Raw genomic sequence first — 17,980 nt, forward strand, 5'->3', positions numbered from 1 at the left:
GGGGCCGCGATGGCCGCGATGGCCCATTGCGCACGGCGCGGTGCCCGCCACTGGCTGTGGCGCAGCCAGTGGCGGTCGGTCAAAGGCCGTGCTGGGCCAGCGCCCAGCCGACGTGTTCGCGCACCAGCTCGGACTCATCGTGCCGGCGCGCTTCCAATGCGGCCAGTACCTCCAGCGTGCCGGGTGCATTGCCCAGGCCCACCGCGATGTTGCGCAGCCAGCGTTCGTGTCCGCTGCGGCGGATCGGGCTGCCCTCGGTGCGCTGCAGGAACTCGTCCTGGTCCCAGGCGAACAACTGTGGCAGCGTGGCCACATCCAGGTCGTTGCGGGCGCGGAAGTCGGCTTCGTCGGTACGCTTGGCGAACTTGTTCCAGGGGCAGATCAGCTGGCAGTCGTCGCAACCGAAGATGCGGTTGCCGATCGGCTTGCGCATGTCTTCGGGAATGGCGCCGTCGTGTTCGATGGTGAGGTAGGCGATGCAGCGGCGTGCATCCAGCCGGTAGGGGGCGATGATGGCCTGGGTGGGGCAGATGTCGATGCAGCGCGTGCAGGTCCCGCAATGCGCGGTGGCCGGGGTGTCGATCGGCAGCGGCAGGTCCAGGTAGATCTCGCCCAGGAAAAACCACGAGCCGCCATTGCGATCGATCAGGCAGGTGTGTTTGCCGATCCAGCCCAGCCCGGCGTTGCGCGCCAGCGCACGTTCCAGTACCGGCGCGGAATCCACGAACACGCGGTAACCAAAGGTGCCGATCTCGCCCTGGATGCGCTCAGCCAGCTTCTGCAGCCGGTTGCGCATCAGCTTGTGGTAGTCGCGTCCCAGGGCGTAGCGCGCCACATAGGCGCGGGTGCCATCGTGCAAGGTGTTCCAGGCCTCGGTGTCGTCCTTGCGGCCGTAATCCATGCCCACCGACAACACCCGCAAGGTGCCCGGCACCAGCTCCTGCGGGCGCGAGCGCTTGTCGCCGTGCTGGGCCATCCAGTGCATCGTGCCGTACAGGCCTTCTGCCAGCCAGCTGCGCAGATGCGCTTCGTCTTCGCCCAGTTCGATGCCGGTGATGCCGCAGCGTTGAAAGCCCGCTTCGCGCGCAAGCACGCGGATGCGCGCAGCAGCATCGGTAGGGTCGGGGCGGGCGAGGACTGCAGACATGGCGACAAGTATAGAATTCCCGGCATGTACGCACCGCTTGCTCTTTACGATACCGCTGCCGCGCGCACGCTCGATGCGCGGGCCACCACGCTGCTCGGTGGCGATGGCTACACGCTGATGCAACGCGCCGGCCAGGCCGCCTGGCAGTGGCTGCTGGAACGCTGGCCGCAGGCGCGCCGCATCGTGGTGGTATGCGGCACCGGCAACAATGGTGGCGATGGCTATGTGCTGGCGCGGCTGGCGCAGCGGGCCGGGCGCCAGGTGCGGGTGGTGCATCTGCCCGGACACGGGCCTGGCTCGGTCCTGGCACAGCGCGCCTGCACCGACTATCTGGCGGTGGGCGGTGCCATCGACCTGTTTCCGTACCCACTGGCGCAGGCCGATGTGATCGTCGATGCGCTGTTCGGGATCGGCCTGAATCGGGCACCGGAGACGCCAACCACCGCGCTGATCGAGGCCATCAATGCGGCCGGTCGCCCGGTCCTGGCGCTGGATGTGCCCAGCGGCATCGATGCCGATCACGGCGTGGCCTTCGGAACCGCCGTGCGTGCGGAGGCCACCCTGCAATTCATCGTGCCGCACGTCGGCCTGTATACCGGCGATGCGCTGGAGTCTTCCGGCGAGCGCGGCATCGCATCGCTGGACCTGCCGCTCGACGCATTCGATGGGCTGGCGCCTGCCGCGCACGGCTGGGAGAGCGGAGCACTGGCTGCGCAATTGCGCCCACGGCGGCGCAACACCCACAAGGGCGAGTCCGGGCGGGTGCTGTGCATTGGCGGCAATCTCGGCAGTGGTGGCGCCATCCTGTTGACCGCCGAGGCGGCGCTGCGTAGCGGTGCCGGGCTGGTGCAGGTGGCCACGCGGGCCGAGCATGTCGCGCCGCTGCTGGCGCGTTGTCCCGAGGCGATGGCACGCGCGGTGCAGGCTGGCGACGAGATCGCCGCCCTCGCCGAGGCCGCCGATGTGATCGCGCTTGGGCCGGGGCTGGGCCAGGACGCCTGGGCACAGGGCTTGTGGCAGGCCGCACTGGCGTCCGACACGCCACTGGTCATCGATGCCGATGCGCTGAATTTGCTGGCCGGCAATCCGTTGCCTGCGCGCGGCCCGCGCGTGCTCACCCCGCATCCTGGCGAGGCCGGGCGCCTGCTCGGGGTGTCGGCCGGGGACATCCAGCGCGACCGCCTGGCTGCGGCCGCCGCGCTGGCACAGCGCTACGAGGCGGTGGTGGTGCTCAAGGGGGCCGGCAGCGTGGTGGCTGCGCCGCATGCCGTGCCGCGCATCATCGACGCCGGCAATCCCGGCATGGCGGTCGGTGGCATGGGCGATCTGTTGACCGGTGTGATTGCCGCCTTGCTGGGGCAGGGGTGGTCGGCCTTCGATGCTGCCAGCCTGGGTGCCTTGCTGCACGGCTGCGCTGGCGATGCGGCCGCCTGCGATGGCGAACGCGGACTGTTGCCGACCGACCTGCTGCTGTCGCTGCGCCGCCTTGCCAACTCCGGAACCCACCCATGACCCAGCTCGATGCCTACCTGATCGACGCCGACGCCAGCGAAACCCTCGGTCGTGCGCTGGCGGCGGTGCGGCCCGCCACGGCGGTGGTGCAGCTGCATGGCGACCTGGGCGCCGGCAAATCCACCCTGGCGCGCGCCTTGCTGCGCGCGCTCGGTGTCACCGGCCCCATCCGCAGCCCCACCTACACGCTGATCGAGCGCTATCCGCTAGCCACCGGCGACGAAGCCTGGCATCTGGATCTGTACCGCATCGGCAACGCGGGCGAACTGGATTTTCTCGGCCTGGACGAGGGCAGCGCCAGCCTGTGGTTGATCGAATGGCCCGAGCGCGGCGCGGGCGCGCTGCCACCAGTGGATCTAGACGTGGAATTGGCGGTGGATGGTGAAGGGCGTCGCGTGCGTCTGCTCGGTCGCAGCGCAACCGGGCACGACTGGTTGCGGGCGCTGGCCGATCACGTCGAGTTGCAGCCCCTTTTTGCCGGCGAACAGGAAGAATGAACGCCAGGTTGCGGATTATTAAGGGAAATCACCTTGCAATTCACAGGCATGGATGATTGAATCCAGCGCCATGACACCGGGGATCCGCCAACTCTGTCGTTCCGCCCTGACCGCCAGCCTCAGCCTGGCGGTTTTTGCTGGTTGGGCTGGCGAAATCAAGACGGTCGGCGTGACCACTGGCGCCACCGGCACGCGGGCCGAGATCCAGCTCGCCGGTAGCGGTGGTTTCAAGACTTTGTCGCTGGCCAACCCGAACCGCCTGGTGGTGGACTTTCCGGATTCGTCGGCGGCGCGTGGCCTCACACTGCCAACTGCCACTGGCCTGGTGACGTCGGTGCGCACGGGTCAGCCAGTGCCGGGGACGTTTCGCGTGGTGTTCGAACTGGCCAGCCCAGTGACCGCGTTGAAGCCGCAGATGCAGACCCTGGGCAGCGCTTCGACATTGGTGATCGAGTGGCCGGGCGATCCGATGCCGGCACCTGCAATGGCCGCCGCCGCGACCGGCACGGCGGGTGCGCTGCCGCCACCGCGCCCGCTCAACGCACAGACCGAAGCGGCGCGCGCCACGGCGGCGTTGGCTGCGTCCGCGCAGCGTGCGTCCTCGGCCGCTTTGCCAGCTCCCGCACCGACCACTGCTCCCACACCTGCTCCCGCTCCGGTCGCAGCGGCGGTTCCCGCATCGGCCATGCCGACCGTCACGCCAGCTGCGGTTCCCACCACGGTGGCGACCGGCGTGCCGACGCCGCGGCCGGGCACGGCGGCGGCGGCGTCTTCCGGTGTGGTCGGCACGGGCGGCGCGACGGCGGCGGCGATTCTCAATGGCGGGAGCGCACCCACCGCGACCGCTGGTGGCCTCGCTTCGGGCGCAGCCGTTGCCAGTACAGACGACGATGCACCTCCGCGTCCGCTGCTGCCCAGCGAAGCGTCGCGGGTCAAGATGGCACCTGGCATGCGGCCGTTGATTGTCGCCATTGACCCCGGTCACGGTGGCCAGGATCCGGGTGCCACCGGGCCGACGGGCAAGCGCGAAAAAGACGTCACCCTGGCCGTCGGCCGTGAGCTGGCGCGCCAGATCAACGCCACGCCCGGCATGAAGGCCTTTTTGACGCGCGATAGCGACGTGTTCATTCCCCTGCCGATGCGCGCGCAGAAGGCGCGTGCCGCCAAGGCCGACATCTTCATCTCGATCCACGCCGACGCAGCGGAAAACCGCAGCGCGACCGGCTCGTCGGTGTATGTACTCTCCACCAAGGGTGCATCCTCGCAACGCGCGCGCTGGCTGGCCGACAAGGAAAATGCCGCCGATCTGGTCGGCGGCGTGCGCCTGCAGCAGACCGAAAGCACCCTGGCCAACGTGTTGCTGGATCTTGCACAGAGCGGCCACATGAAGGCCTCCGAAGACGCGGCCGGGCATGTGTTGGGTGGGCTGAAGCGCATCGGCAACAATCACAAACCGCAGCTGGAGCGCGCCAATTTCGCAGTGCTGCGCACCTCGGACATGCCGGCGATGCTGGTGGAGACGGCCTTCATCTCCAACCCGGACGAAGAGCGCCGCCTGATCGATCCGGCCTACCAGCGCAAGATTGCCGCCGCAGTGCTGGATGGCATCGATACCTTCTTCACCCGCCAGCCGCCACCGGGCACCTTGTTCGCGGCACGCGCGCAGGCCGAGGCTGACACTGCTGCAGGCACCGTGGCCGGCGGCAGCCGCTGACACGCTCGGCTATCATTCGGCACTGATTCCCGAGATGCCGGCGCCTGTGCGCCGCCGGGTTGCCGTGCCGAGGTCTGTCTTGTTCGTGCTACCCCCGAAGTTCCGCATGCCGCGCGTCCCATGCCGGAGTGCGCGCTGATGGCGATCCGTCAGCTGCCGGAGATCCTCATCAACCAGATCGCTGCCGGCGAGGTCGTCGAGCGGCCTGCCTCAGTGGTCAAGGAGCTGGTCGAGAACGCACTCGATGCCGGCGCCACCCGCGTGGACATCGATCTGGAAGAAGGCGGCGTGCGCCTGATCCGTATCCGCGACAACGGCGGCGGCATCACGCCGGACGAGCTTCCGCTGGCGGTGTCGCGGCATGCCACCAGCAAGATCGCCTCGCTGGACGATCTGGAAACCGTCGCCACGCTGGGTTTCCGCGGCGAAGCGTTGCCGTCGATCGCCTCGGTCAGCCGCTTTACCCTGGTCTCGCGCCGCCACGATGCCGAACATGGCTCGGCGCTGCAGATCGAGGGCGGGCGCCTGGGCGAGGTGACGCCGCAGGCGCACGCGCCAGGCACCACGGTGGAAGTGCGCGAGCTGTTCTTCAACGTGCCGGCGCGGCGCAAGTTCCTGCGTGCCGAACGCACCGAGCTTGGGCATATCGAAGAGTGGCTGCGTTCGCTGGCGCTGGCGCGGCCGGACGTGGAATTGCGCGTCTCGCACAACGGCAAGCCTTCGCGCCGTTACAAGCCGGGCGATCTGTATTCGGATGCGCGGCTGGGCGAAACGCTGGGCGAGGATTTCGCGCGCCAGGCGCTGCGGGTGGATCACAGCGGCGCCGGGCTGCGCCTGCACGGCTGGGTGGCGCAGCCGCATTACTCGCGTGCCAGTACCGACCAGCAATATCTCTACGTCAACGGTCGCTCGGTGCGCGACCGCAGCGTGGCGCATGCGGTCAAGATGGCCTATGGCGATGTGCTGTTCCATGGGCGCCAGCCGGCCTACGTGTTGTTCCTGGAACTGGACCCGGCGCGGGTGGACGTCAACGTGCATCCGGCCAAGCACGAGGTGCGCTTCCGCGAGGCGCGGCTGATCCACGATTTCGTCTACCGCACCTTGCAGGACGCGCTGGCGCAGACGCGCGCCGGCACCACGCCCGGCAGCATCGGCAGCGATGCGGCGGGTGACGCCCTGGTTGCGCCGGCTGCGCCGGGCAACGTCGGCGGTGGCGGTGGCGCCAGTTATGGCTCTGCTGCGGGCAGTGGTGGTGGCTCGGCGGGCTATGCCAACTGGCGGCCATCGCAAGCGCCATTGGGCCTGCGCGTGGACGAGGCCCGCGCGGCCTACAGCGCGCTGTATGCGCCGCCCGGCAGCGCCGCGCAGCCGTCGGGCGATGTGCCGGTGGTCTCCGGCACCGGCCTGCCGCCCACCGCCGCAGACAGTGGCGTGCCGCCGCTCGGCTATGCCGTGGCGCAACTGCACGGCATCTACATCCTGGCCGAGAATGCCGAAGGCCTGATCGTGGTGGACATGCATGCCGCGCACGAACGTATCGGCTACGAACGCCTGAAGAACGCCCACGACAGCATCGGCCTGCGGGCGCAGCCGCTGCTGGTGCCGATGACGCTGGCCGTGGGCGAGCGCGAGGCCGATACCGCCGAGCGCGAAGCCGACACCCTGGCCAGCCTGGGCTTCGACATCACCCGTGCCGGCCCGCAATCGCTGCATGTGCGCAGCATTCCCGCGCTGCTGGCCAACGCCGAGCCCGAAGCCTTGCTGCGCGATGTGCTGGGCGACCTGCGTGAGCATGGCCAGAGCCGCCGCATCGCCAGCGCGCGCGACGAGCTGCTCTCGACCATGGCCTGCCACGGCGCGGTGCGCGCCAATCGCCGCCTCACCGTGCCGGAAATGAATGCCTTGCTGCGCGACATGGAAGTCACCGAACGCTCGGGCCAGTGCAACCATGGCCGTCCGACCTGGGCGCGGTTTACGCTGGGCGAAATCGATCGTTGGTTCCTGAGGGGGCGGTAATGGCAGGACACAGGGGAACAGGCTGCTTGGCAGTGGTGTTGGCGGTGGCAACGCTGGTCGGGTGTGGGCGCGATGCGCCGCCGGCGGCCGCGTCGGTCGTGCCGGACAAGGCCTCCCTGGCCGATAGCGCTGCCTGGCGCGAAAGCCGTCTGCAAGCGCTGCGTGCACCCGATGGCTGGACCAGCCTGGTCGGTCTGCACTGGCTGACGCTGAAGGCGCATTACATCGGCCGCAGTGCCGACAGCGGCATCAAGCTGGCGGTCGGGCCGCCGAAGATGGGCATGGTGTCCACCGAAGGCACGACGGTGTGGTTTGTTCCCGAGCGTGGCGCCACGCTCAGTATCGATGGCAAGCCGCTGACCGGCAGGATCCGCTTCCAGTCCGATCGCGATCCCCAGCCCACCTTGATCCGGTTCGACGACGGCAAGGGGGTGCTCAGCCTGATCCATCGCGGCGACCGCTATGCGCTGCGGGTCAAGCACGCCGATGCGCCATCGCGCACCCATTTCGCCGGGCTGGACTACTGGCCGGTGGATCCGTCCTGGCGCATCAGCGCGCGTTACGTGCCCAATGCTGTCGGCAAGACCCTGCCGATCGTGGACATCGTCGGTATCACCAGCGCGCAGGCCAATGCCGGCGCAATCGAGTTCGAGCGCGACGGCAAGACCTATCGTCTGGAGACCATCGGCGAGCCTGGACGGCCGGGCCTGGTGGTGTTCGCCGATCGCACCAGCGGGCACGGCAGCTATCCGGCCGGGCGCTTCCTGGACCTGGATGTGCCCGACGCTTCAGGGCACGTGGTGGTGGATTTCAATCGTGCCTACAACCCGCCATGCGCGTTCACGCCGTTTGCCACCTGCCCATTGCCGCCGCCGGAAAACCGCATCGACCTGGCGGTCACGGCGGGCGAGAAGGCCTACAAGGTGCCGCACTGACGTGGCGAAGGGGGCGCGGTGACAGGAGTTTCGATGACGCTGCGGGGGCGCGCGTGGTTCGTCGGCTGGTGTGGTCAAGCACTGCTGGTGCTGGCGCTATGGAGCGGGGTGGTGGCCCCGGGCCGGGCGCGCGGTACGGCCGATGCGCCTGCCGGTCCGCCGGTGCCATTGCTGTGGAAGGTCGACGGCAAGGGCGGCACGCTCTATTTGCTGGGCTCGTTCCATGTGCTCAAGCCCAGCGATTACCCGCTGTCGCCGGACGTGATGCAGGCCTTCGCCAAGGCCGACCGCCTGCTGTTCGAGCTGCCGCCGGCCGATGCGCAATCGCCGCAGCTGGCCGGGCGCATGCTGCAGGTGGCACGGCGCACGGACGGGCGCACCCTGCAGGACACGCTGGATGCCAGGACCTGGCAGGCACTCAGTGCCTATGCGCGCAAGCACGGCATGTCGATCGAGGCGCTGCAATCGCTCAAGCCGTGGTTCGTGGCGTTGTCGATCAGCCTGGCCGAGATGGCGCGCCAGGGCATGGAACCGAACGCGGGTCTGGACCATTACCTGATGCAGCAGGCGCAGTCGCGCGGCAAGCCGGCCGACGGGTTGGAACGCGCCGAGGAACAGCTCACCCTGCTCGATGGCATGACGCCCGCCGAGCAGCAGCAACTGCTGGAAGAAGCACTGGACGAGGCACAGACCACCGACCAGCTGCGTCGGTTGCATGCGGCCTGGCGCAACGGCGACGTGCACGCGCTGACCACGCAGATGGCCGAGGACATGCGCAGGCAGTATCCGGCGCTGTATCAGGACATCAACGTCGAGCGCAATGCGCGTTGGGTGCCACGGCTGGAAAAGCAATTGGGCAAGGGCAGCGGAACCACGCTGGTCGTGGTCGGTGCCTTGCACCTGCTGGGCAATGATGGCGTGGTGGAGCGGCTGCGGGCGCGCGGCTACCACATCGAGCGGATCTGCTCGGCCTGCGCTGCGCAGGCCGGCCGTTGATGGTGTGCGCGTAGCGCCATCCGGCACCACGCGCGATGTTCGATCAGCCGCGGTTGCGGGCCTTGCCGGTGGTGCCGGTTTGGTTGCCCGAGGTGCCGTGCGTGCCGGTGCCCATCGGGCCACTGCCCATGCTGCCGGCGCCCGGCGGGCTCGGCGGCGTGCCAGGGCCGCCCGGGCGACCGAAACCGGCGCCGAAGTTGCGCTGGAATTCCTGCCACAGCTCCAGGTTGCGCTCGGTCAGCTGGTTCATCATCGCCCATGGGGTCTGCCCGAGCAGGTTGCCCATCTGCTGGCGGAACTGCTGTTGCTGGTCCAGGAAGACCTGCATGCTGCGCTCCAGGTAGTTGCCCATGAAGCCCTGCAGCGAATCGCCGTAGAAGCGGATGATCTGGCTCAGTAACTGGGTGGACAGCATCGGCTCGCCGTCCTGTTCCTGGTCGGCAATGATCTGCAGCAACACGGCGCGGCTCAGATCTTCGCCGCTCTTGGCGTCGCGAACCTCGAACTCTTCGCCGTCGATGATGAGCTGGCGCACATCTTCAATGGTGATGTAACTGGAAATCTCGGTGTCGTAGAGACGGCGATTGGGATACTTCTTGATGATGCGAAGTCCGGCCATGGAGCGTTCACTCACACTGATAGTGCGCGCAGGATGGCGCAGCGCAGCAGCCGTTGCAACAGCCAACGGACCTTATTTGTCGACGCGGACACATAAAAAATGTTGCGCAGCATGGTTTTTGGCCCAAATCCATGCTGCATCGCAAAGTTGCAGCAAATCTACCAGCCCATGTGGTGGCCGCCGTTGATGTCCAGGTTCGAACCCGTGATCCAAGCAGCCTCTTCCGCCACCAGGAACGCCACCGCATAGGCGATCTCTTCCGGTCGGCCAAGCCGGCCCGTGGGGATGTCGGTCACGATCTTGGCGCGCACTTCTTCCGGCACCGCCATGACCATGTCGGTGGCCACGTAGCCAGGCGAAACGGTATTGACGGTGACTCCGAAGGCGGCGTTCTCGCGCGCCAGCGAGATGGTGAAGCCATGCATGCCGGCCTTGGCCGCAGCGTAATTGGCCTGGCCGTACTGGCCCTTGAGCCCGTTGATGGAACTGATCTGGATCACCCGTCCCCAACCGCGCTTGCGCATGCCCTCGATCACCGGGCGGGTGACGTTGAACACCGAATTGAGATTGGTGTTGATGACCTCGTGCCACTGTTCGGCGGTCATGCGGTGGAAGGTGGTGTCGCGGGTGATGCCGGCGTTGTTGACCAGGACCTCGATCGGCCCCAGCGCCGCTTCGACCGCTTCCACCAAGGCGCACGCATGCTCGGACGAGGCCACGTCGCCACCGAACAAGGCGACCTCGTAGCCCTGCGCCTGCATGCGTTGTTGCCAGTCGCGCGCCTTCTCCTCGTTGCGGAAGTTGCTGGCGACCCGATGGCCCTGATCGGCCAGGCGCTTGCAGATGGCGGTACCGATACCGCCGGTGCCGCCGGTGACCAATGCGACGCGAGATGTCATGACGACTCCAATAAGCAGGTAGAGGCAGGGGGCGATCAGGGCCGTGGCGCAGGCGCCGCGGCCGGATGCCGGTGCTGGGCCGCAATTCTAGTCACGCAGCGGGGGCGACGCGCGCATGGACAGGTCAAGCGTGGGCGTTGCCGGCAGCAACTCCGGCGAGAAATGCTGCACCGCCTGCTGCAGCAGTGTGTCCACGCCCCCATGCGGCGGCAGGACGGCAGGCGGCTGGCCCAGCGCCTGCCAGGCGGCGCGCAGGGCGGGCAGCGGGTCGCCATCGTCCAGCGCGGGGGCGGCATGCGATTTGGACAGTTTGCGGCCCTCGGCATCCAGGATCAGCGGCAGGTGCAGATAACGCGGAGTCGGCAGGCCAAGGGCGCGCTGCAGCACCAGCTGGCGCGGGGTGGAATCGAGCAGGTCGGCACCGCGCACCACATCGGTGATCGCCTGCGCCGCATCGTCTACGACGACGGCAAGCTGGTAGGCCCAGTAGCCGTCGGCGCGCCGCAGCACCACATCGCCCACCTCGGCATGCACGTCCTGCAGCACATGCCCCTGCAACCCGTCGTCGAAGCCGACCGGCGGCTGCGGCGGTACCCGCAGGCGGACCGCGCGGCGTGCGCCCAGTGGCGCGACACAGGCATGGTGGATCCCGCCCATGCGCGCCAGGTCGGCGCGGCTGCAGCTGCACTCGAACGCCTGCCCGGTCTCCAGCAGCGTGGTGAGCGCGGCGGTGTAGTGCGCATCGCGATCGGATTGCCGGAGGATCGGCAGGTCTGAGACCAGGCCAAAAGCAGCCAGGGTGCGCAGTTGGCGCTCGGACGCGCCCGCTTCGGCACGCGGCGGGTCGATGTCCTCGAGCCGCACGCACCATTGCCCGCCGGCATGCCGAGCGAGCAGCCAGCTGCCGAAGGCGGCCAGCAGCGAGCCGAAGTGCAGCGGGCCGGTCGGGGAGGGCGCAAAGCGGCCGCGATAGGGAAGTGAGGGCATGGGCGGCTGAATCGTCGGTCAGATGCGCGCTTGATTTCAAGCAGTCATGTCCGCAAATCCACAGCAGTCCATCACGTCCGAGTGGAGCCCGCGCGCCATGTTCAACCGCATCTTCCTGTTCCTGCTGACCAACCTGGCGGTGCTGATGCTCGCCAGCGTCGTCATGTCGGTGTTGGGCGTCAATCCCGCGCAGATGAGTGGCCTGCTGGTGATGGGCGCCATCTTCGGCTTCGGTGGGTCCTTCATCTCGCTGTTGCTGTCCAAGTTCATGGCCAAGCGCAGTACCGGCGCGCAGGTGATCGCCGAACCGCGTACGCCGACCGAGCGTTGGCTGGTCGAGACGGTGCAGCGTCAGGCCCGGGCCGCCGGCATCGGCATGCCGGAAGTGGCGATCTACGAAGGCCCGGAGATCAACGCCTTCGCCACCGGCGCCAACCGCAACAACGCACTGGTGGCGGTCTCCACCGGCCTGTTGCAACACATGAGCCAGGACGAGGCCGAGGCGGTGCTCGGCCACGAGATCGCCCACGTCGCCAACGGCGACATGGTGACCATGGCGTTGTTGCAGGGGGTGCTCAATACCTTCGTGATCGTGCTGGCGCGCGTGGTCGGCGGGGTCATCGACAGCACGCTGTCGGGCAACCGCGAGGGTGGCCGGGGGTTTGCCTACTACATCATCGTGTTCGCGCTGGAGATGGTGCTGGGGATGTTCGCCACCATGATCGCGATGTGGTTCTCGCGTCGCCGCGAATTCCGCGCCGACGCCGGCGGCGCGCAGTTGGCCGGCCGCGGCAAGATGATCGCCGCGCTGGAACGTCTATCGCTGAATCATGGGCAGAGCAGCTTGCCCGCGCAGGTGCAGGCCTTCGGCATTTCCGGCGGCGTGGGTGCCGGTCTGCGCCGGCTGTTCCTGAGCCATCCACCGCTGACCGAGCGTATCGCCGCATTGCGTTCCGCCACCGCCACTGCGGCGTGAGCGGTCTGCGCCCGCCGCGCTAGCGTCGCTGCCACCCGCACGGGCTGTGCGCCTGTGCGGGCTTGCCCGGCCGGACGCCTCAGCCGAATTCGAACTGCATCGTCGGGCTGGTGGACGCGACGAAATCGCCCTGCACGTAGTCCACGCCGGCACTGAAGAAGCTGCTCATCGACTGCGCATCGGCCACGAACTCGGCCATGGTAAGAATGCCGGCCGGCTGCGCGCGCGAGGTGATCTCGCGGATCTTCTCCTGGCTTTCGCGGGCCGAGGCGATCTCGCCGGTGATGCTGCGATCCAGCTTCAGGAAGGCCGGGTGGAAGTGCGCCAGCAGCTGGAACGAATCCAGCCCCGAACCGAACTGCTCCAGCCCCACCTTGCAGCCCATCGCCGATACCGCGGCAAGGAACTGCTGGGCATCGCGCAGGCGGGTGAAGACCTTCGATTCCGGGGTCTGCAGCCACAGCCGTTCGCCGGGCACGCCGTACACCGCCAGTTGCTCGCGGATGGTGTCGATCATCTGCGGATCGGCGAACGAGTTCGGGCCGATGCGCACCAGCAGGTGGGTCCGGCGGCCGGCGCGTTGTTGCTCGCCCAGCTGGCGGATCGCCCGCGCCACGACCCAGCGGTCGATCTCGGTAATCAGATCGTGCTCTTCGGCGATGGCCATGAAGGCGTTGGGCGACATCATCTCGCCGTTGCGTTCCAGCCGCAGAAAAGCCTGGTACAGCTCCAGCGGCTCGCCCTGCAGGCTGAGCACCGGCTGGTAATGCAGCACGAAACCATCGCCGACCAGGGCTTCGCGCAACTGCTCCACCCAGCGTGCGATGCGTTCTTCCTCGGCCCGGTCCGAGGCGGCCGGGTCGTAGATGCTGACCGCATTGCCGCCAAGTTCGGCGGTGGTGCGCACCGCCTCGGTGCCGCGATTGAGCACCTGGCCGATGCTGGCGATCTTCTCGCCGATCTGCACGCCCCCGATGCTCACCGTGACCGTGGTCGAGCGCGCGCCGATGCTGAAGACCTGTTGCGCGAATGCCTGGCGGACGGTTTCGGCCAGGGCGTGCGTGCGTGCATAGTTGCCGCTCATCAACAGCGCAAAACTATGCTCGCCGAAACGCGCGGCGACCACGCTCTGGTCCACCACGCCGGCGACGTGCACGGCCATGGCCGCGATCAGGGTGTCGGCCGCGTCCAGGCCGATCTCGGGGAGGATGCGCGCGTAATTGTCCGGCTCGATCAACAGAAAGCCGGACTGGCCCTCGCTGCGGCCGGCCTGTGCCACCGCCTGTTCCAGCGCCACCATGAAGGTGGGGCGGTTGAGCAGCCCGGTGACCTGGTCGCGCTGACGCAGGTCTTCCACTTCGCGTGCCAGTTCCGGGTCGAACTCCTCGCGGCGGCGGAACACCACCTGGATGCAGGGCTCGCCTTCGTAGGTGGCGGTGGCAAATTCCATCGTTGCCGGGAAGGTGTCGCCTTCCAGCCGGCGGGCGTCGACCTTGTATTGCGCCGGCGGCGGCTCGCCCTTGGCCATGGCCTTCAGCAGCTGCTTGAAATCGTCGACGTACTGCGCGGCGATCATGTCCAGCAGCGAGACGCCTTCGACGTCGTCGAACGAGGCGAAGCCGAACATGTCCAGGTACGCCTCGTTGGCGCGGATGTGCATGCCTTCGTGGACGTAGGCGATCGGGTCGCGCGAGGAAGCGATCAAGGCATCGCAGCGGCGCTCGGTCTCGCGCATCTGCGCCTCGATGCGGCGCAAGCCGCGGCGTGCCTGCAGATCGGCCCATTCCGAGCGCACCAGTGCCAACAGATGCTCGGGGCGGTGGCGCAGCGCGATGGCGCGAATCCCGTGTGCAGCGGCTTCTACCAGCGCGTTCTCTTCGAGCCGCTCGGCCAGCAGGATGATCGGAATGTCCTTGCCGCTGCCGGCGATCTGCGCATGCAGCGCGCTCATCGGCACCTGCTGCGCCTGGCCGTGCAAAGCCAGGTCGATCTGGCCGGACAGCATGCTGGCAAGCTCTTCCGGTGTTTGCGGGCGCGAAGGCCGGACCGCGATGCCGCCGTTGCGCAGCGCGGTCACGATCGCCTCGGCATTCTCCACGCTGTCGTCAACGATCATCAGGCGGAGGGTGAGGTCTTTGCCTTTTTGCATGCGCGGCTCCCTGGGGACGGGCTTTATGACACGAAGGGGGTTGACACGTCCATGTGTGTGGGGCCCTCCACATGCGGGGTGCGACGCAGTGCACGTCGTGGAGTGGTGATGACGTTCAGGCACGTGGCCGCGCGCAGGCACTGCGATGGCTGGCATGCAGCGTCCCCGGTCGGTGGTTCTTTCGCATGGCGGCTGCGCACTGCTTCTGTGAGCGGCTCTACGCCGCGCAGCCGGCGGCGTGGCCGGATGCCCAGGCACACTGGAAGTTGTAGCCGCCTAACCAGCCGGTCACGTCCAGCACCTCGCCGACGAAGTACAGGCCAGCGGTCAGCCGCGACTCCATGGTGGCACCGGAGATCTGGTGGGTGTCGACGCCGCCCAGGGTGACCTCGGCGGTGCGGTAGCCCTCGGTTCCGCTGGCGATCAATGGAAACGCACCGAGTAGATCGGCCGCGCTTTGCAGCTGCGGCGGGTCCAGTTGGCGCACGGGCTTGTCCGGCAGCCACACCTCGCACAGCCGTTGCGCGAAGCGCCGTGGCAGCACATCGCCCAAGACGTTGCGCAGCTCGGTGGCGCCACGGTGCTGCTTTTGCTCGCGCAGCCATGCCGCTGCATCGTGGCCGGGCAGCAGGTCCAGCCGCAGGTCGTCGCCCGGTTGCCAATAAGAAGAGATCTGCAGGATCGCCGGCCCGCTGACACCGCGATGGGTCAGCAGCATGAAGTTGCGAAAGCTGACGCCGTTGCAGTGCGCTTCCACCGGCAAGGCCAGCCCGGACAGGTCCTGCAAACGCTCCTGGTGCTTGCCGCTCAAGGTGAGCGGGACCAGCCCGGCCCGCGTGGGCAGCACCGTGTGGCCGAACTGCTGGGCCAGCGCGTAGCCGAAGCCGCTGGCGCCCATGCTGGGAATCGACAGCCCGCCGGTGGCGACGATCAGTGATTGCGCCTGCACGCGGCCGGCGCTGGTCTGCACGCTGAATCCATCGCTGTCGCGCTGCACCGATTGCACCGCGCACTGGGTGCGCAGTTGCACCCCGGCCGCCTCGCACTCGTCCAGCAGCAGGCGCACGATCTGCTTGGAGGAGATGTCGCAGAACAGTTGCCCCAGCTCCTTCTCGTGGTAGGCGATGCCGTGGCGTTCGACCAGCTGCACGAAATCGCCGGGGCTGTAGCGCGCCAGGGCGGATTTGCAGAAATGCCGGTTGGCGGAGATGAAGTTGCCCGGCGTGGTGCCGGTGTTGGTGAAGTTGCAGCGCCCGCCGCCGGACATCAGGATCTTCTTGCCGACCTTGTTGGCATGGTCGATCACCAGCACCTGGCGGCCGCGGCGACCGGCGGTGAAGGCGCTCATCAGGCCGGCGGCACCGGCGCCGATGACCAGCACGTCGCACCGCATGCTCATTCGGCCGGGGCTTGCCGCACCATCGGGGTCAGGGTGACGCTGCCATGGTCGGCCAGCATCTGCACTTCGCCGTCCTGGATAATCACGTCAAAGCGCATGCCGCGCTGGATCAGCGCACCCAGCGCCTCGGTGGCCTGCGAGTCGAGCTCGATCACGCGCAGGTTGCGGTGCCGGCCCATGGCGTTGGCGTGCTTCTTCCACCAGGTTTCGGTGGCCTGGCCGCCGTAGCCGATCACCACCGCTGCGCGCGAGCGATTGCAGGCCTTGCGCACGCGGCTTTCGTCGGGCTGGCCGAGGTCGATCCACAGCTCCGGGTCGCCGGTGTAGTCGCGCCGCCACAGATCGGGCTCGTCGTCGTTGCTGAGGCCGCGGCCGAATTCCAGACGCTCGTCGGCGAACAGCACAAAGACCAGCAACCGCACCATCAGCCGTTCGTCGGTCTCAGAAGGGTGCTGGGCCAGGGTCAGCGAATGGTTGGCGTAGTACCCGCGGTCCATGTCGCTGATCTGAATGTCCGCTCTGCGGACGGTGGCGGTGAGGGCCATCAGGGTGCCGATTGCAAAGGGCACCCATGATACGCGGCTGTCCCGGCGGGCGGGCGTCTGGGTGGTGAGCGGGGCAGGCGGCAGGCGGTGTGACGGCACGGCGAAGTCGGGTAGCCTGGCGCAGACCGGCTGCCTGCTCCGCTTGGCCGGTGCAGGTGCCCGATGAGCTGTGGATCGATGGCACTCAGAGCGTATTCAGCAAATGCCCCGGAGGCAGGAAGGCCCTGACAAGCCGTCGGATGTGGCCCGACAGAAAAAGATTTGAGGTGGGGTGTCGCTTTTTGCCGAAAACACGAGTACTGTGCACGCACTGTGTTTGCAAGGGTCACCGTGAATCGTGGCCTGGTGCAGCCGGATCGTTACAGATCTCGCTTCATCGTTCCGCTTTACCAACGCCTGCAACTCAGTCTCAGCTCCGGCTTTTCGGACGCTGCGATTTATCCATCCATAGTTCAGGAGTTTGTAAATGTCAGATCGTCAGAGCGGTACCGTGAAGTGGTTCAACGATGCCAAGGGCTTCGGCTTCATCACCCCGGAAAGCGGCCCGGACCTGTTCGTGCACTTCCGTGCCATCCAGGGCACCGGCTTCAAGTCGCTGCAGGAAGGCCAGAAGGTCACCTTCGTCGCCGTGCAGGGCCAGAAGGGCATGCAGGCTGACCAGGTGCAGGCGGTCTAATCCGCCTGCAACCGTAAGGTTGCCAAAAACGCCGGTCGCGCAAGCGATCGGCGTTTTTTTATTGGCCGGCATTTTCGTCTGGAATGGTCAACACGCTATCCAGCGTGGGCGTGCCGATGCGGCGTGTGCGCAACCATGACGCGCGGCTGGGTAGCATGGCGCTTTCCGTGTGCGGCCCGTTGCCATGATTACTGTCCACCATCTCAACAACTCCCGCTCGCAGCGCGTGCTGTGGCTGCTTGAAGAGTTGACGTTGCCGTACCAGATCGTGCGCCATGAGCGCGATCCCAAGACCATGCTGGCACCGGCGGCATTGCGCGCAATCCATCCGTTGGGCAAATCGCCCGTCATCGTCGACGGCGGGCTGACCATCGCCGAGTCCGGTGCGATCCTGGACTACCTGACCGAGCGTTACGACACCGAGTGTGCATTGTCGCCACCCGCTCGGCCGATCGATTCGCCCGAGCGGCAGCAGTTCCGCTACTGGATGCATTACGCCGAAGGATCGGCCATGCCGCCGTTGTTGATGACCTTGATCTTCGGACGTATCCGCAGCGCGCCGATGCCGTTCTTCGCCAAGCCGGTGGCGCGCGCGATCGTGGACAAGGCGATGTCCGCCTTCATCGGTCCACAGGTCAGTCTGCACCTGGACTGGATGGAGCAATCGCTGCAGCAGCATCCCTGGTTTGCCGGCGAGCGTTTCACCGCCGCCGACATCCAGATGAGCTTTCCGGTGCAGGCCGCGATGGCGCGTGCCGGGGGGTTGGAACGCCATCCGCGCTTGCGTGCGTTCGTGGAACGTATTGAAGCGCGGCCGGCCTACCAGGCGGCATTGAAGAAGGGCGGGTCGTACACGCTGATGGGGGGCGCGTCGGCCGATTGAGTTGCATCGCGGTGGGCGGTGCGTCGCCTG

At 67.5% G+C, this 17,980-nt stretch carries 16 protein-coding genes; 9 read left to right on the forward strand and 7 right to left on the reverse strand.

Annotated elements, in window-relative coordinates; genetic code table 11:
- Positions 1 to 79: 79 nt before the first annotated feature.
- The gene (queG, locus tag ACCQ13_RS10455) at positions 80 to 1,147 is read right to left on the reverse strand and encodes a tRNA epoxyqueuosine(34) reductase QueG (RefSeq protein WP_104603199.1); all 1,068 of its coding nucleotides are present in this window, start codon (positions 1,145 to 1,147) and stop codon (positions 80 to 82) included.
- A 24-nt stretch (positions 1,148 to 1,171) separates the two neighbouring features.
- Between queG and ACCQ13_RS10460 the strand changes: the two genes are divergently transcribed.
- The 6 genes from ACCQ13_RS10460 (at position 1,172) to ACCQ13_RS10485 (ending at position 8,817) form a co-directional block, all read left to right on the forward strand.
- Positions 1,172 to 2,659 (forward strand): NAD(P)H-hydrate dehydratase, encoded by a 1,488-nt coding sequence (locus ACCQ13_RS10460; protein WP_104603200.1) that lies wholly within the window; start codon positions 1,172 to 1,174, stop codon positions 2,657 to 2,659.
- Positions 2,656 to 3,156, forward strand: coding sequence for a tRNA (adenosine(37)-N6)-threonylcarbamoyltransferase complex ATPase subunit type 1 TsaE (gene tsaE, locus ACCQ13_RS10465; protein ID WP_104603201.1), 501 nt, complete (start codon positions 2,656 to 2,658; stop codon positions 3,154 to 3,156). Before ACCQ13_RS10460 ends, tsaE begins: the two co-directional genes overlap by 4 nt.
- A 70-nt stretch (positions 3,157 to 3,226) precedes the next feature.
- Positions 3,227 to 4,870 carry an N-acetylmuramoyl-L-alanine amidase gene (locus ACCQ13_RS10470; RefSeq protein WP_211292988.1) on the forward strand — a complete coding sequence of 548 codons (1,644 nt, stop codon included), beginning with the start codon at positions 3,227 to 3,229 and terminating at the stop codon, positions 4,868 to 4,870.
- A 138-nt stretch (positions 4,871 to 5,008) separates the two neighbouring features.
- A complete protein-coding gene (gene mutL, locus ACCQ13_RS10475; RefSeq protein ID WP_104603274.1) occupies positions 5,009 to 6,886 on the forward strand; it encodes a DNA mismatch repair endonuclease MutL in 1,878 nt (625 codons plus the stop codon).
- Complete coding sequence (locus ACCQ13_RS10480) at positions 6,886 to 7,821, forward strand: DUF1684 domain-containing protein (RefSeq protein WP_104603203.1); 936 nt, start codon at positions 6,886 to 6,888, stop codon at positions 7,819 to 7,821. The genes mutL and ACCQ13_RS10480 overlap by 1 nt, the downstream gene beginning before the upstream one ends.
- A gap of 33 nt (positions 7,822 to 7,854) precedes the next feature.
- Positions 7,855 to 8,817, forward strand: coding sequence for a TraB/GumN family protein (locus tag ACCQ13_RS10485; protein ID WP_104603204.1), 963 nt, complete (start codon positions 7,855 to 7,857; stop codon positions 8,815 to 8,817).
- Positions 8,818 to 8,860: 43 nt separating this feature from the next.
- Here ACCQ13_RS10485 and phaR read toward each other — a convergent pair whose 3' ends face one another.
- From phaR to gluQRS, 3 genes are all read right to left on the reverse strand, one after another.
- On the reverse strand, positions 8,861 to 9,436 hold the full coding sequence (gene phaR / locus ACCQ13_RS10490) for a polyhydroxyalkanoate synthesis repressor PhaR (RefSeq protein ID WP_104603205.1): 576 nt from the start codon (positions 9,434 to 9,436) through the stop codon (positions 8,861 to 8,863).
- Between the two features lie 158 nt (positions 9,437 to 9,594).
- Complete coding sequence (locus ACCQ13_RS10495; RefSeq protein WP_104603206.1) at positions 9,595 to 10,335, reverse strand: beta-ketoacyl-ACP reductase; 741 nt, start codon at positions 10,333 to 10,335, stop codon at positions 9,595 to 9,597.
- Positions 10,336 to 10,422: 87 nt separating this feature from the next.
- Positions 10,423 to 11,322, reverse strand: a complete 900-nt coding sequence (gene gluQRS, locus ACCQ13_RS10500) for a tRNA glutamyl-Q(34) synthetase GluQRS (protein WP_104603207.1) — start codon at positions 11,320 to 11,322, stop codon at positions 10,423 to 10,425.
- A gap of 97 nt (positions 11,323 to 11,419) precedes the next feature.
- Here gluQRS and htpX point away from each other — a divergent pair, with 97 nt between their 5' ends.
- On the forward strand, positions 11,420 to 12,298 hold the full coding sequence (gene htpX, locus ACCQ13_RS10505; protein ID WP_104603275.1) for a protease HtpX: 879 nt from the start codon (positions 11,420 to 11,422) through the stop codon (positions 12,296 to 12,298).
- Between the two features lie 79 nt (positions 12,299 to 12,377).
- Here the strand turns inward: htpX and ACCQ13_RS10510 are convergent, their stop codons facing one another.
- The 3 genes from ACCQ13_RS10510 to ACCQ13_RS10520 form a co-directional block, all read right to left on the reverse strand.
- The gene (locus ACCQ13_RS10510) at positions 12,378 to 14,447 is read right to left on the reverse strand and encodes a GGDEF/EAL domain-containing response regulator (protein WP_274397182.1); all 2,070 of its coding nucleotides are present in this window, start codon (positions 14,445 to 14,447) and stop codon (positions 12,378 to 12,380) included.
- A 217-nt stretch (positions 14,448 to 14,664) separates the two neighbouring features.
- The gene (locus ACCQ13_RS10515) at positions 14,665 to 15,846 is read right to left on the reverse strand and encodes a BaiN/RdsA family NAD(P)/FAD-dependent oxidoreductase (protein ID WP_372372022.1); all 1,182 of its coding nucleotides are present in this window, start codon (positions 15,844 to 15,846) and stop codon (positions 14,665 to 14,667) included.
- Positions 15,843 to 16,391 carry a YaeQ family protein gene (locus ACCQ13_RS10520; RefSeq protein ID WP_372372417.1) on the reverse strand — a complete coding sequence of 183 codons (549 nt, stop codon included), beginning with the start codon at positions 16,389 to 16,391 and terminating at the stop codon, positions 15,843 to 15,845. Before ACCQ13_RS10520 ends, ACCQ13_RS10515 begins: the two co-directional genes overlap by 4 nt.
- Positions 16,392 to 16,857: 466 nt before the next feature.
- Here ACCQ13_RS10520 and ACCQ13_RS10525 point away from each other — a divergent pair, with 466 nt between their 5' ends.
- Both ACCQ13_RS10525 and ACCQ13_RS10530 read left to right on the forward strand, forming a co-directional pair.
- Entirely contained in the window at positions 16,858 to 17,067 is a 210-nt protein-coding gene (locus tag ACCQ13_RS10525; RefSeq protein WP_006451993.1) for a cold-shock protein, read from the forward strand.
- A 184-nt stretch (positions 17,068 to 17,251) separates the two neighbouring features.
- Positions 17,252 to 17,950 (forward strand): glutathione S-transferase, encoded by a 699-nt coding sequence (locus ACCQ13_RS10530; protein WP_104603210.1) that lies wholly within the window; start codon positions 17,252 to 17,254, stop codon positions 17,948 to 17,950.
- Positions 17,951 to 17,980 lie beyond the last annotated feature (30 nt).

It is taken from the genome of Xanthomonas sp. NCPPB 1638 (assembly GCF_041475635.2).
Lineage (GTDB): Bacteria > Pseudomonadota > Gammaproteobacteria > Xanthomonadales > Xanthomonadaceae > Xanthomonas > Xanthomonas cucurbitae.

Coding starts and splice junctions, on each gene's coding strand:
- ACCQ13_RS10525 (WP_006451993.1), top strand. CDS start 16,858: ATGTCAGATCGTCAGAGCGGTACCGTGAAGTGGTTCAACGATGCCAAG.
- phaR (WP_104603205.1), bottom strand. CDS start 9,436: ATGGCCGGACTTCGCATCATCAAGAAGTATCCCAATCGCCGTCTCTAC.
- ACCQ13_RS10515 (WP_372372022.1), bottom strand. CDS start 15,846: ATGAGCATGCGGTGCGACGTGCTGGTCATCGGCGCCGGTGCCGCCGGC.
- ACCQ13_RS10510 (WP_274397182.1), bottom strand. CDS start 14,447: ATGCAAAAAGGCAAAGACCTCACCCTCCGCCTGATGATCGTTGACGAC.
- gluQRS (WP_104603207.1), bottom strand. CDS start 11,322: ATGCCCTCACTTCCCTATCGCGGCCGCTTTGCGCCCTCCCCGACCGGC.
- ACCQ13_RS10480 (WP_104603203.1), top strand. CDS start 6,886: ATGGCAGGACACAGGGGAACAGGCTGCTTGGCAGTGGTGTTGGCGGTG.
- ACCQ13_RS10460 (WP_104603200.1), top strand. CDS start 1,172: ATGTACGCACCGCTTGCTCTTTACGATACCGCTGCCGCGCGCACGCTC.
- mutL (WP_104603274.1), top strand. CDS start 5,009: ATGGCGATCCGTCAGCTGCCGGAGATCCTCATCAACCAGATCGCTGCC.
- ACCQ13_RS10485 (WP_104603204.1), top strand. CDS start 7,855: ATGACGCTGCGGGGGCGCGCGTGGTTCGTCGGCTGGTGTGGTCAAGCA.
- queG (WP_104603199.1), bottom strand. CDS start 1,147: ATGTCTGCAGTCCTCGCCCGCCCCGACCCTACCGATGCTGCTGCGCGC.
- ACCQ13_RS10495 (WP_104603206.1), bottom strand. CDS start 10,335: ATGACATCTCGCGTCGCATTGGTCACCGGCGGCACCGGCGGTATCGGT.
- htpX (WP_104603275.1), top strand. CDS start 11,420: ATGTTCAACCGCATCTTCCTGTTCCTGCTGACCAACCTGGCGGTGCTG.
- ACCQ13_RS10470 (WP_211292988.1), top strand. CDS start 3,227: ATGACACCGGGGATCCGCCAACTCTGTCGTTCCGCCCTGACCGCCAGC.
- ACCQ13_RS10530 (WP_104603210.1), top strand. CDS start 17,252: ATGATTACTGTCCACCATCTCAACAACTCCCGCTCGCAGCGCGTGCTG.
- ACCQ13_RS10520 (WP_372372417.1), bottom strand. CDS start 16,391: ATGGCCCTCACCGCCACCGTCCGCAGAGCGGACATTCAGATCAGCGAC.
- tsaE (WP_104603201.1), top strand. CDS start 2,656: ATGACCCAGCTCGATGCCTACCTGATCGACGCCGACGCCAGCGAAACC.